The sequence below is a fragment of the Paenibacillus sp. J22R56 genome (assembly GCF_056269375.1).
Window position 1 is genome coordinate 211,027 of the sequence record NZ_JBWDNV010000011.1, and the last position, 14,040, is coordinate 225,066.

General features: G+C 48.7%; 10 protein-coding genes. 9 read left to right on the plus strand and 1 reads right to left on the minus strand.

The features are described 5' to 3' along the window. Positions 1–149 precede the first annotated feature (149 nt). Together AC0YNT_RS25525 and guaA are read left to right on the plus strand one after the other, a co-directional pair. Positions 150–1,022, plus strand: coding sequence for a polysaccharide deacetylase family protein (locus AC0YNT_RS25525; protein ID WP_475807130.1), 873 nt, complete (start codon positions 150–152; stop codon positions 1,020–1,022). A gap of 118 nt (positions 1,023–1,140) precedes the next feature. Continuing rightward, positions 1,141–2,676, plus strand: a complete 1,536-nt coding sequence (gene guaA, locus AC0YNT_RS25530) for a glutamine-hydrolyzing GMP synthase (protein WP_475807131.1) — start codon at positions 1,141–1,143, stop codon at positions 2,674–2,676. Positions 2,677–2,745: 69 nt separating this feature from the next. Here guaA and AC0YNT_RS25535 read toward each other — a convergent pair whose 3' ends face one another. Beyond that, on the minus strand, positions 2,746–3,975 hold the full coding sequence (locus AC0YNT_RS25535) for a helix-turn-helix domain-containing protein (RefSeq protein WP_475807132.1): 1,230 nt from the start codon (positions 3,973–3,975) through the stop codon (positions 2,746–2,748). Between the two features lie 118 nt (positions 3,976–4,093). On the opposite strand from AC0YNT_RS25535, the gene AC0YNT_RS25540 reads away from it, so the two are divergent. From AC0YNT_RS25540 to AC0YNT_RS25570, 7 genes are all read left to right on the plus strand, one after another. Further along, positions 4,094–6,388, plus strand: coding sequence for a beta-glucosidase (locus AC0YNT_RS25540; RefSeq protein ID WP_475807133.1), 2,295 nt, complete (start codon positions 4,094–4,096; stop codon positions 6,386–6,388). A 182-nt stretch (positions 6,389–6,570) separates the two neighbouring features. Next, on the plus strand, positions 6,571–7,458 hold the full coding sequence (locus tag AC0YNT_RS25545; protein WP_475807134.1) for a sugar phosphate isomerase/epimerase family protein: 888 nt from the start codon (positions 6,571–6,573) through the stop codon (positions 7,456–7,458). Positions 7,459–7,463: 5 nt separating this feature from the next. Further along, positions 7,464–8,564: a Gfo/Idh/MocA family protein gene (locus AC0YNT_RS25550; protein WP_475807135.1), complete on the plus strand. Its 1,101-nt coding sequence runs from the start codon at positions 7,464–7,466 to the stop codon at positions 8,562–8,564. 114 nt (positions 8,565–8,678) lie between these two features. Next, complete coding sequence (locus AC0YNT_RS25555) at positions 8,679–10,427, plus strand: sensor histidine kinase (RefSeq protein ID WP_475807136.1); 1,749 nt, start codon at positions 8,679–8,681, stop codon at positions 10,425–10,427. Positions 10,428–10,431: 4 nt separating this feature from the next. Beyond that, positions 10,432–12,012: a response regulator transcription factor gene (locus tag AC0YNT_RS25560; protein WP_475807137.1), complete on the plus strand. Its 1,581-nt coding sequence runs from the start codon at positions 10,432–10,434 to the stop codon at positions 12,010–12,012. Between the two features lie 169 nt (positions 12,013–12,181). Then, on the plus strand, positions 12,182–13,123 hold the full coding sequence (locus AC0YNT_RS25565; protein WP_475807240.1) for an ABC transporter permease: 942 nt from the start codon (positions 12,182–12,184) through the stop codon (positions 13,121–13,123). 17 nt (positions 13,124–13,140) lie between these two features. Continuing rightward, complete coding sequence (locus tag AC0YNT_RS25570) at positions 13,141–14,031, plus strand: carbohydrate ABC transporter permease (protein WP_475807138.1); 891 nt, start codon at positions 13,141–13,143, stop codon at positions 14,029–14,031. Positions 14,032–14,040 lie beyond the last annotated feature (9 nt).

A 14,040-nucleotide genomic window follows, 5' to 3' on the forward strand; every position in this document is an offset into this window, starting at 1 on the left:
AAGTCCCTAAGGGACCTTAAACACGGCAAAGAGGCGACTTCGAGCGCAAGGTATGGACTTTTTGCCTATCATGCATAGACTCCCCGCCAGTTGCCATTCTAATAAAATGGAAAACTACGACACAACTACGTACAGAAGGGGGATTTTCCATGATTAGAGGGTTAGCGATTTTTATGATAGGCGGCATGTTAGCACTCGCGGCAGCAGGCTGCAGCAGTCATTCGGAGGCTGAGCGGAATCAGGGCAAAGAGGCGCAACCTCAGCCTAATGCTTATTCCGATGAAGGGATGCCCATTCGAATCCAGGAAGATGCGGATGATGATACCCCTGAGCTGGTGGATGGATCGGAAAAAGCGGTCCGCAAAGAGGAGCCTCTGACGCTCGCGGAATTACGCGAAAAATATAAAAGCACTTTTTTGCTGCAGGGCAGCTCCAAGGAGAAGCGAGTTGCTCTGACTTTTGATGACGGCCCGGATGAGACTTTTACTCCGCTGGTGCTTGACGAACTGAAAAAAGCAGGTGTTCATGCGACTTTTTTTGTCGTGGGTAACCGAATTGAAGCGAATCCGGATATTTTCCAGCGGATAGTCAATGAAGGACATGCCATCGGCAACCATTCCTACAGCCACCCGAATTATTTGAAGCTGTCCGATGAGGATTTCCGGGATGAAATTGACCGTACCGACAAGCTTATTCAAACGTATATCGGCCACCGGCCTTCGCTTATAAGACCACCTTACGGCGGCGTTACGGAGAATCAGATTGAATGGCTTGCCAGCATGGAGAAAAAAATTATCAACTGGAACGTGGATTCCCTGGATTGGAAGGGCCTAAGTGCAGACGAGGTGTATACCAATATTATGGATGCGACCAAGGCTGGAAGCATTATTTTGCAGCATTCCGCAGGTGGTGATGGAGAGGACCTGACAGGGTCAGTCGAAGCGCTTCACCGCGTGATTGCTGAACTGAAGAAAAAGAACTTGGAGTTCGTAACTGTACCGGATCTCATTCATTTGCAATAGGAGTTCGGAATATCGTCAACTCTAGGCGACATAAATCGAGTTTTGCCCTGCTCCCCTACCTTGACTCGTCCGAAGGGCTATATATATAATTACTACATTAATTGAGGGAGGCTCGGTAATGAACAAGAATGAAATTATCATTGTTCTCGACTTCGGAGGACAATACAACCAGCTGATCGCACGCCGCATTCGCGACTTGGGCGTTTACAGCGAACTGCTGCCATTTAACACGTCGGTAGAACGGATCCGTGAACTACAACCGAAAGGTATCGTATTCTCGGGAGGACCGGCTAGCGTTTATGAAGAAAAATCTCCGCTCGTTGATCCAGCCATCTACGATCTTGGAGTGCCAATCTTTGGTATTTGCTACGGCATGCAGCTGATGTCCCATCAGCTCGAAGGTAAAGTTGAGCGTGCAGGCAAACGCGAGTACGGTAAAGCTGAAGTTGACTTTGCAGCAGGCAGCCATCTGGCAGAAGGCCTCGAAGCACGTCAAACCGTATGGATGAGTCATAGTGATCTTGTTGTTGAGCCACCTGCGGGCTTCCGCGTCGACGCAAGCACAGAGCATGCGCCAATCGCAGCAATGAGTAACGCTGATCGTAAATTCTATGCAGTACAATTCCACCCAGAGGTTCGTCACTCTGTGTATGGAAACGAAATGATCCGTAACTTCCTGTACAACATCTGTGGCTGCGAAGGCAACTGGACGATGGAATCGTTCATCGAAGATACGATCCAAGAAATTCGCAACGAAGTTGGCGACAAGAAAGTTCTTTGTGCTTTGTCCGGCGGCGTTGATTCTTCCGTTGTAGCGATTCTGCTTCACAAAGCAATTGGCGATCAATTGACTTGTATGTTCATCGACCATGGTCTGCTGCGTAAAGGCGAAGCAGAAGGCGTTATGGAAACCTTCGTTGGCAAGTTCGACATGAAGGTTGTGAAAATTGATGCGCGTGACCGCTTCATGGGCAAATTGGCAGGCGTCGATGACCCTGAGCAAAAACGTAAAATCATCGGTAACGAATTCATCTACGTCTTCCAAGAAGAATCCGCGAAGTTCGATGACTTCGAATTCCTGGCACAAGGCACGCTTTACACCGATATCGTAGAGAGTGGTACAGCTACAGCTCAAACAATCAAATCCCACCACAACGTTGGCGGATTGCCTGAAGATATCAAGTTCAAGCTTGTTGAGCCGCTTAAAGCATTGTTCAAAGACGAAGTTCGTAAAGTCGGCGAAGAGTGTGGTCTGCCTTCCGAAATCGTATGGCGTCAACCGTTCCCAGGTCCAGGTCTTGCGATCCGTGTACTGGGCGAAGTAACAGAGGACAAGCTGCACATCGTTCGCGAATCCGATGCGATTCTGCGCGAAGAGATCATCAAAGCAGGTCTTGATCGTGAAATTTGGCAGTACTTCACAGCTCTGCCTGGCATGAAATCCGTTGGCGTTATGGGTGACGCGCGTACGTACTCGTACACTGTCGGCATCCGTGCTGTAACGTCCATCGACGGCATGACAGCTGACTGGGCTCGTATTCCTTGGGACGTACTCGAGAAAATCTCGGTACGTATCGTTAACGAAGTAGACAACGTAAACCGTATCGTCTACGACGTAACGTCGAAACCACCTGCAACAATCGAGTGGGAATAGAAAATAGCAAGCAATAGAGTAGGGGTTGTCCCAAAAGCCAATGGCTGAGGGGACAGCCCCTTCTTTCATCTATAAAGTAGCCCGATAATGCTTTGGCGTTGTTCCCGCGTATTTTTTAAACACTTTAATGAAATGTGCCTGATCGTAAAAACCAAGGCGAGTCCCGATGGAGGAAACCGAGTCACTTGTCATTTGAAGCAGCTTTTTTGCCTCCTCGATCCGCTCCTTTTTCATATAGCTCGTTAAAGTCTGTCCGGTCTCTTTCTTGAACAGATGCATAAGGTAGCTGCTGTTCAGCCCCGATAGCTCTACCAGTTTGTCTACCGTGATATCCTCGTAGAGATGGGTATAGATATATTCCCGGCACACCCTGACCGGTTTGGATAGAACATGACTCCGGCTATGGCTGACCCTCTCTGAAAAATCCAGCAGTGCGGTTGCCATGGCAGCCTCCACCGACTGGACATCATGAAGCTCTTCAATTTGTTGAATATACAAGTCACTCAGCATATAAGCCTGTTCCTCGTAGAGGCCTCCTGCGATGGCTGCACGCATCCCCAGCGCAATGCCGCAAATCGCCAGGTTTTTAGAACTCCGTATATAACTGCGTTTGGACAAAACACCAACCCCGTCTTGAGGAAACTCCGCTAATTTAATCATTAAACCGGCCGTATCGCCTACTCTGATCAAATGAAAGAACTTTCTTTCCTCCTCAATGCTTTGATGAAGAATCAAGGACTCTCGGTGAGCAGAGATGGTCAGCTCGACCTCATTCTTGAAGTCTTTTGGCTGAGCATACTTGAAGCCATATTGAAGCACATCGGTAATCTCCAATGTCTCTTGATTAACAAGCAGATTTGCCATTACGCAAATATGCAGCAACCGCATCCGGTTTACTCTCGGCAAGCTATTCCAATAGGCCGACCAGGCCGGTTTTTCTCGATAGGAGATTTGATAATCGCATAATTGCTTGGACACATGCTCCTCTGACGGAAGCTCTTGAATGGAAGGCCCGATGACGATGAACGCTTTATCCTGACCGCTATGGTTGACGGGAATAATAATGAATTGCTCCCAGAAGTTTGTCGTGCGAATCAGGGGATATACCGTCTCCAGCTTGAGAAGAGATTGAACAAGCTCCTCCAGACCGGGAAATAACGGACTTAACGGGATGCTAGCCAGGGCGGCAGCTTCAGCCGAAGGCTGATTGTTCTGGGTATAAAAGACGGGCAGCTGGCAGCTCTCCTGAAGGAGCTTGCATAAATGAGAAAGATCGCTTGAATGAATGGCAGTCTCCACGTTATATCCACCCCAGAACTGTACAATTTTTCTGACTATTATACCATAAAAGTAAGCGCATTCATGCGAAAATAAAATTGTAATTCGTGATAGCGATGGATATTAAGGGGGATTTCAAGTGAAGTGTGATATTCAGGCTATTCTGTCCGAAATGACATTGGAGGAAAAAGCGGGCATGTGCTCTGGCCTCGATTTTTGGCGTCTGAAAGGTGTTGAGCGTTTAGGCATCCCGAGCATTATGGTGACAGACGGACCGCATGGACTGCGTAAGCAGCAAGGAGGAACCGATCATCTTGGCATTTTCGAGAGTGTACCTGCTACTTGCTTTCCTTCTGCTGCTGGGATGGCAAGCTCCTGGGACCGCGAGTTGATCGGCAGCGTCGGAGTAGCGCTTGGCGAAGAATGTCAGGCAGAGGATATCGCCGTCTTGCTTGGACCCGGTGCCAATATTAAACGCTCGCCGCTTTGTGGACGCAACTTCGAATATTTTTCCGAGGATCCTTATCTCTCCTCCGAGATAGCCGCAAGCCATATTAACGGCGTTCAGAGCCAAGGCGTTGGCACTTCGCTGAAGCATTTTGCGGTGAACAACCAGGAGCACCGCCGGATGGGCGTAGATGCGGTTGTTGATGAGCGCACGCTGCGTGAAATTTATTTGGCCAGCTTCGAAGGTGCTGTGCGTAAAGCTCAGCCTTGGACGGTCATGAGCGCTTATAACAAGGTGAACGGTACATATGCATCCGAAAATCCTTACTTGCTTACTGATATTCTGAAGGATGAATGGGGCCATGAAGGTCTGGTTGTGACGGACTGGGGGGCGAACAACAACCGCGTAGATGGCCTCGCTGCCGGCCAAGAGCTGGAGATGCCATCGAGCGGCGGCGTCAACGACCGTAAAATCGTGGCAGCTGTCCAAAACGGCCAACTTCCTGAAGAGGTGCTCGACCGCGCGGTTGAACGGATTTTGAACCTCATTTTCAAGAGTGTGGATAACAGGAAACCGGAGGCTGATTACGACCGTGCGGAGCATCATGCACTTGCCCGGAAGGTTGCCGGGGAAACGATGGTGCTGCTGAAAAACGAACAAAACCTGCTTCCGCTCCAGCAAAATAAAAAATTGGCTGTGATAGGCGCATTTGCGCAAAAGCCAAGATATCAAGGCGGGGGCAGTTCTCATATTAAACCAACGCAGATCGATGTGCCGTTTGAGGAAATTCAAACACTTGCGGGTGATGCCGCTGCTATCGTGTACGCGCAAGGCTATCATGTGGATAAAGATGATACCGACGAGAGTTTGCTTGTAGAAGCGATTGAAGCGGCCAAAGGCGCCGATGCGGCAATTATCTTTGCGGGATTGCCGGACCGCTATGAATCCGAAGGTTATGACCGCAAGCATCTGCAGATGCCCGCGAATCAGAACCGCCTCATTGAAGCTATTGCCGGCGTGCAAAGCAATGTCGTAGTTGTTCTATTTAACGGTTCCCCGGTTGAGATGCCTTGGATCGGTCAAGTTGGATCGGTGGTGGAAGCTTATTTGGGCGGTCAAGCCGTTGGGGGCGCAATAGCGGATGTCCTGTTCGGCATTGTAAATCCAAGCGGAAAGCTGGCCGAGACATTCCCTATGAAGCTTAGCGACAACCCATCGTTTCTGTTCTTCCCTGGCGAAGGCAACCGCGTGGAATACCGCGAGGGGCTATTTGTCGGGTACCGTTATTACGACACGAAGCAGGTCAAGCCGCTGTTTCCGTTTGGACACGGACTTAGCTATACGACGTTTGCTTATTCCGATCTCAGGCTGAGCAGCAAGGCAATGCAGGATACGGATACTTTGAATGTACAGGTGACCGTGCAGAATACCGGCGCTCATGCGGGAAAAGAAATCCTTCAGCTCTATGTACGCGACGCGGAGAGCACCGTTATACGTCCTCAGAAAGAGCTGAAACAGTTCGCAAAGGTTGAACTGCAGCCTGGCGTGAAAACGACGGTAACACTGACGCTGGACAAACGCTCCTTCGCGTATTACAACGTGCAGCTAAAAGACTGGCATGTCGAGTCAGGGGATTTTAACATTCTGATCGGACGCTCCTCCGAAGATATTGTGCTGAGCGATACACTGTTCGTCGAGTCTACTGTTAAAGTGAAAACAACAGTCGACCGCAGTACGCTTCTTGCCGATCTGATGAGCGACCCGGACCGAGCGCCGGTTGTACAAGGGCTGATTCAGAGCTTCCAGTCTGGCATGGGTGCCTCGATGGACAGCGACTCGATGAAAGACGCCATGGGTGAAGGTACGGGCGAGATGTTTGCCGAGATGATGAAATATATGCCGCTGCGAGCTATGGTCTCTTTCAGCCAAGGTGCTTTTACAGACGAGATGCTGGATGGACTCCTGGCACAGCTCAATCAAATCTAATATCGTGATGTGCGGAAATTCAAAAGGATGATGTCGGTTACGTGAAAGAGAGTTTCGCTACAGTTCGTTATGATACAGATGAGCAACAAATCATCATTACTTCATAGTTTCACAATTCTTTCAAGTTAATGCTTACGAAGCAAGAATTGCTTCACAATTCTTTTAAGGAGGCAGGCCAGGAAATGACGATTAAAGCGGGCATTAATATTTTTTCGGTATACAGGGAGCTTGGCGAGGATTACTTTGGCACTTTGCAAAAGGTGGCTGAAGCTGGGTATGAGAATATCGAGCTTATCGGCTTCAATATGAAGTCCTTTACGCGCTATATCGACGAGATTTCGATGGAATCGCTTCGGGACAAATGCCGGGAGTTTGGCCTTAACCCTATGGCCGTTCACGAAGGTGCAAAGCCCGGGGAAGATTTGTTGTCCAATGATTGGGACGGTCTGATCCGGTATTACGGCGGTATCGGCTGCGAACGTATTGTGCTGCCTTCGGTCTGGATTTCCAATCGGGAGAACACACTTAGAGCCGCTGAACAAATGAACCAAATCGGTAAAAAAATGAAGGACAATGGTCTGCAATTTTATCTGCATAACCATGCTCATGAATTCAAATCGAGCGGCAATGAAACGTTGTTTGATATTTTGCTGGAAAACACGGACCCTTCCTATTTGAAATTCGAGGTTGATATGGCATGGGTCATGCGCGCGGGGCTGGATCCCGTTGCTGTTCTCCGGAAGCTTGGAGAGCGCTGCGATATTATTCACCAGAAGGATCTGGCTGCCGAGCTTAAAGGTCCGCTTAATATATTGGAAGCTGCCGAGCGGGAAGGCGACGATATGAGTAGTCCCTTCGAGGCTTATCAGAAGTATGTAGGACCTGGCGACTTTGTTGATCTTGGCACTGGCCAATTCGATTTCGCCGGCGTCTACGAGCAGGTTCTTTCTATGGGACATGTGCGATATGCCTTGGTGGAGAATGAAGGAGAGTCGGCCGACAAGTTCGCCAGCATCCGTCAAGATTTAGCGCAAATTCAACAATTCATAGTAGAGGAACAGGAGGTGTAATGAATATGACAAACCAAAAATTAAGAATCGGTATAATCGGCTGCGGCGGTATCGCCGTCCAAAAACATATGCCGTCACTGGCCAAGCTGCCGCAATTGGGAGAAATGGTCGCGTTCTGCGATATCGTGGAGGAACGTGCTCAGAAAGCAGCCAAGGATTTTGGCGGAGATAATGCCAAGGTTTATACCGACTACAAGGAGCTGCTGAAGGATAACTCCATCGATGTTGTTCATGTGCTCACACCTAACCTGCAGCACTCTTTTATCAGCGTGGATGCTCTTGAAGCAGGCAAACATGTGATGTGCGAGAAGCCGATGGCCATCAACTCCATGGAAGCGAAGAAAATGGTCGACGCTGCAAAGCGAACAGGCAAGAAGCTGACGATCGGTTATCAGAACCGGTTCCGCAATGATTCTCAGGCGCTCTATAAGGCCTGTCGAGAAGGCGAGCTTGGCGATATTTATGTGGCCAAAGCACATGCCGTCCGCAGACGCGGGGTTCCGACGTGGGGCGTATTTCTTGACAAGGAACAGCAGGGCGGCGGGCCATTGATCGATTTAGGCACTCATGCGCTGGATTTGGCGTTATGGTTCATGGACAACTATAAGCCTGTATCGGTATCCGGCTCTGTGTTCCATAAGATGGCGGATAAATACGAAGGCAATATGCTCGGCCCTTGGGACCCGGAGAGCTATAAGGTAGAAGATTCCGCTTTCGGATTTATTAAAATGGAGAACGGCGCTACTATCTTCCTGGAGTCAGCGTGGGCATTAAATACAACGGATTCGAGAGAAGCGATGACAACGCTCTGCGGCACAGAGGGTGGGGCAGAGATGAGAGCAAGCTCAGTCATGGGTAAGTCGGATGTCATCTATAACAGCGTGAAGCATGGGCAACTGGTGGAAACAAAGCCGTCTGTCAGCGGAGGCATTGCGTATTTCGGCCCTGGAGCCGAAGAGGATGGCGTGAAAGAAGCGAGACAATGGCTGGAATGTATTCAAAATGACACGGAACCGCTAGTGAAGCCTGAACAGGCTTACGTGGTGACGCAGATATTAGAAGCGATTTATAAATCGGCTGAAACAGGAAAAGTCGTAGAGTTATAACCAACCTCCCGTTCCTGGAACCTTCCATTATACGGGAAGGTTCCTTTGTTTTTTTGCGGGCTGTCTGTCCGTATCAATACTCATATTCCAGAGGCGCAAGGGGATGGATCCCGCATGAAACCATTCGACCGGACCGTGTTTAATTCGCTGCACATTAAGCTTATAGCCGGAATCTTCCTTATTATTGCTCCGATGGTTTCCTTTCTGATCTATAACAATTTCTATTCGATGGATGTTGTACGCAATCAGGTTGCGCAGTCGAACAGCAATATGCTCAATCTGTATATGGGGATCATCGACAATAAGCTGAACGATATCGACCAGTTTCTGCTTAAATTCGCTGCCGAGGAATCTGGATTAATTCATCTTGAGAGCTCCTCCAAATCGGATGTGGACGGGTATAATCTGGAGCGGATCTGGCTGTTCAGCAAATTGAGAGATAACACGATTTATTATAAAGGGCTTGATTATTTCTTCGTTTATTCGCCCGTAAACGATGATTTGCTGTTCGCACCAAAAGTTGCGGGGTCTGCTGATTCGGATAATGAACCGATTCAACAGGCTATTGTTGGGTTTGCGCGGGCTGCCTCAGCATCGGAGAACGAGAACGTTTCTTACGACCGCTGGGCTGTACTGCCCATGCAGCACCAGGATTATTTTCTCCACATCGTAAAGGTGGGAGGCTTGTACATAGGAGCCGGAGTGAATGCTTCCGAGGTCATGGGTCCGCTTGATCTTCTTGATCTAGGGGATGAAGGCAGAGCGCTACTGGTAGACGGGGATCATGCTGCTGTACAGGACAAGGCCTTTATTAACGAACATGGGATTAATTTGGCCTTTCAGTCAGACGACTACCGTCTTACCGGAGACAAACAGCAATATCTGGTCATTGGGAAGACATCAAGTATCGGGGATTTTGGTCTGGCGGCAGTGGTTCCTGATCATACGATTCTGGAGAAGCTGCCTTACCTGCAGCGGGTCATTCTGTTTATGGCTACAGGCTCCGTTCTTATCCTGCTTGCCTCGATCTACTTCCTCCGCAGAGTGGTCCTGCTGCCGATCCGCCGGATTGTTACCGCGATGCGCAAAATCAAAGAAGGCTACCTGGAGGCGAGAATACCCGATCGGCCAACCTCCAATGAATTCGAGCTGATGAATAAAACGTTCAATAGCATGGTAGGCGAGCTTCAGCAATTAAAGATCGACGTTTACGAGGAGCAGCTAAACAGCCAGCGTGCGGAGCTTAAACAGCTTCAGCTGCAAATCAACCCGCATTTCTTCTTGAACAGTCTGAATGTCGTCTACTACATGGCCCAGGAAAAGAAATACGACTTGATTCAGGAGCTTTCTCTGTCGCTTATTCGCTACTTCCGGTTAATGTTCCGCAGCCAGACCGATTATGCGCTGCTGCAGGACGAGCTTAGTCTGACCGAGCACTACTTGAAGATCCAGGGCTTCCGGTTCCCCGGCAGCTTGTCCTATTCCGTTTTTGCCGAAGAGGGTTTGCAGGACTGCGTTATTCCGCCATTGATTATCCAGAGCTTTGCCGAGAACACCATTAAGCATGCGGTAAATACGGATGAGCCGACTCATATAGAGATTGTGATCGGAACAACCGGAGAGACGGAGGCAGAGAAGCTGCATATCCGGATTCGGGACACGGGCTGCGGCTTTTCCGAGGAAATTCTAGGCAAGCTGAGCGAAGGAATGAATCTGACAAGTGAGGGCGGAGAACATATCGGAATCTGGAATGTCCGGCGCAGACTGCGTCTTTTGTATCGCTCGGAGGCGGAAATAACGTTCTCGAATGATCAGGGAGCCGTTATCGATATGATTTTGCCACTGTACAAAGAAACGGGGTAAGCGTATGTATCGATTATTGATTGTGGATGATGAAGCGATCATTGCGAGCGGCATAAAAGCAAGCGTGAATTGGAAATGCGTCTGGGTTACTTCCGTATCCATTGCGAACAATACCAGGCAGGCCAAAGAGAAATTCATGGAGCAGCCCTTTGATATTATGATTTGTGATATTGAGATGCCGCAGGGCAGCGGACTGGAGCTCTACGAATGGGTGAAGGAGCATCATCCGCAAACAGAATGTATTTTTATTACCTGCCATGCCGATTTCCAGTATGCCAAAAAAGCGCTGCAGCTAGGCAGCTTTGAGTATTTGTTAAAACCCGTGCCCCCGGATGAATTGATGCATGTCATGTCGAGGCTGATTAAGAAAATCAGGGATGAGCGGGAGGCGGCCGGCAGAGAGGCGGAGCGGTTCTGGCAGGATGTGCTGAATCAGGCGATTCCCTCGAGCTGGAATAGAATGATGGAGGTTATCCAAAAGCAAAAGCTGCCTTATACCGAATCAATGGCATTTCTGCCTGTCATTATTCCGATCTCGCATTGGGAGAAGCCGTTATCTGTCCGTGATGCGCAGCTGATGGAATATGCGCTTCGCAACGCCATGGAGGAGATTGTTGTGCTGCGCTCTCCTCATGCTAAAATTGTCCGGATCAGTCCGGAGTATTTCATGATTGTTTTCCCGCGTGAGAAGGCGGAGGACAATGATCACTTCCGGAAGGAAATTCAGAGCCGCTGCATCGATTTTATTAAAGGCTGCAATCAATATTTGGGCTGCCATCTGTCCTGTTATTTTGGCAAACCTGTACCGGCACATGAAGTGCGGAGTATGGCCGAGCAATTGATGACTTTTAAGAAAAGCCAGGTCAATATCGTAGACCGCGTTATATGGTATGACGGGCAATTGAAGGACGAATGCCAGATTCCTTTGCCTCCCATCCCCGTTTGGTCGGAGCTTATTAAGCAAGGGAATATGAAACAGGTCATCGATGAGGCGCAGCATTATCTTGATGCTTGGAAGCAGATCGATAACCTAGGCGTAAAGGGACTTCAGCGATTCTATCAAAACTTTCTGCAGATGATGCTTTATGCGCTGCAGCAGCATGGCATGCGTGCAGATGAAATCTTCTCGGAAGATTTGACGCCTGCACGTGCGCTCACCGCTACCCGCAGCGTGAACGATTTACAGCATTGGGTGAAGGGGATGCTTGAGGCAGCTCTTGTTCAGATGTACAAGGTTGATGCGAGCGAGACGATTATTGAGAAGATTAAGCGGTATATTGCTCTAAATCTCGATCAGGAGTTATCGAGGCAATATATTGCCGATTATGTCGGGCTAAGCCCGGATTATATCGTGAAGCTGTTTAAGAAAGAGACGGGTTTATCCGTATCCGATTATATTTTGACGCAGCGAATCAAGCTTGCAAAGGAGCTGCTGGCCAAAACGGATACAACAATCAGCAACGTAGCTCTTGCGGTTGGCTTTTGCAACTTTTCTTATTTCTCCACGCTGTTCAAGAAGGAAGTATCGATGACGCCCCAGGAGTATCGGAAGGCTGAGCAGCCGGCGATAAAGGCCTGCCTTTAGACTTGTCTCATGTCGGAAACTCAAAAACAGGATGACGGATTCTTGGAAGCCTGGGCAACGTTCATTAAGCTACTATGAAGCTATGAAGAACAAGTCATCCTAAAAAGAGGTGGTCAAGTCCGTGAATGCCAATACCAAGACGTCAGTTGCTGCCATGGAGCAGGTCTCGATGCGGACGAAGAAGCGTTCGGCTATTGCTGTGAAGCTGAAGAAGGTAATGAAATACCGGGCTCTCATTCTAATGGCGCTGCCAGGTCTGCTGTATCTGTTCATTAACAATTATTTACCGATGTTTGGCATCGTGATCGCCTTCAAAGACATTAACTTTGCAAAAGGAATCATGGGAAGCGATTGGATCGGATTTAAAAACTTCGAATATCTGTTCAAGACGCAGGATGCGTATGTCATTACAAGAAATACGCTGCTTTATAACATCCTGTTTATCGTGCTGAACACAACTATCGCATTTGCTCTCGCCATTATGCTTAATGAGATTCGCAAGCGTTTTTTATCGAGAACGTATCAGACGCTTATCTTGCTGCCGTATTTGATCTCCATGGTTATTGTCGGCTACTTGGTGCTTGGCTTTCTGGATGTCGAGAATGGCTTTATGAACAAAACCCTGCTTCCGATGCTGGGGATGGACCCGATCTCCTGGTACTCCGAGACGAAGTATTGGCCTTGGATTCTAACGATCGTTAACGTATGGAAAGGCGTCGGCAATTTGTGCATTATCTACTTGGCGGCGATCATCGGCATTGACCAGGAATATTACGAAGCAGCTACGATTGACGGGGCTGGCAGATGGCAGCAAGTGGTGAGAATTACCTTCCCGCTCGTGTTGCCGGTCATTACCATCATGACGCTGCTCGCCATTGGCCGGATCTTCTACTCCGACTTCGGCTTGTTCTATCAGGTACCACTTAATACGGGCTCGCTTATGCCGGTAACCAATACGATCGATACGTATGTTTACCGCGCCTTGATTAACCTTGGAGATATTGGGATGTCCTCGGCTGCCGGTCTCTATCAGGCATTGGTCGGCTTTATACTTGTCATCGTTTCTAATGCCATCGTACGCAAATTCAACAAGGACAACGCTTTGTTCTAGAAAGGGGAAGGTTATACATGCAATCATCCGGTAAAGTTTATCAATGGCTCCTCAACCTTGTCATGATTATATTTACTCTGTTCTGCCTCATGCCGATCTGGCTGCTGTTTTCTTCTTCCTTGACCGACGACATGGAGCTTGTCCGAAGCGGCTATGCTTTTTTCCCGGACAAAATCAGCTTTTCGGCCTATCAATATTTATGGAATACGTCTTCGGAGATTGCTAGAGCTTATGGTATTACAATCCTTACAACGGTCATTGGCACGGCAGCCGGCTTGTCGCTTACCGCCATGGTAGCGTATCCGCTCTCGCGAATAGAGATGCCTTTCCGCAATTCTCTCGCATTCTATGTATTTTTCACCATGTTGTTTAACGGTGGGCTTGTGCCTTCGTACCTGCTGTACACGAACTATTTTGATTTTAAAAACACGCTTCTTGCCCTGATTATCCCCGGTTTGTTGATGAACGGATTTTTCATTATTCTGATGCGAACCTTCTTTGCGACCTCCATCCCAACGGCGATTATTGAATCCGCCTATATCGACGGGGCGAAGGAATGGAAAATCTTCTACCGGATTGTACTGCCGCTTTCGACTCCGGTGCTGGCTACGGTAGGCCTCTTCTATGTCATTCTGTACTGGAACGATTGGTTTAACGGCCTCATTTATCTAACGGACAGCAAGTATTACAGCTTGCAGAATCTGCTTAACCGGATTTTGCTGGATATTCAATACCTGCAGTCTTCAACGCAATCAGGCAATCAGGCTAGCAGTCTGTCGGCTAGAATACCACTCGCCTCGATGCGGATGGCTATGGCGGTTATCGGAGTCATTCCGCTGCTCATTGCTTATCCGTTCTTCCAGAAGTATTTTGCGAAAGGCCTGACGGTTGGGGCAGTAAAAGGATAATGGCTCGAC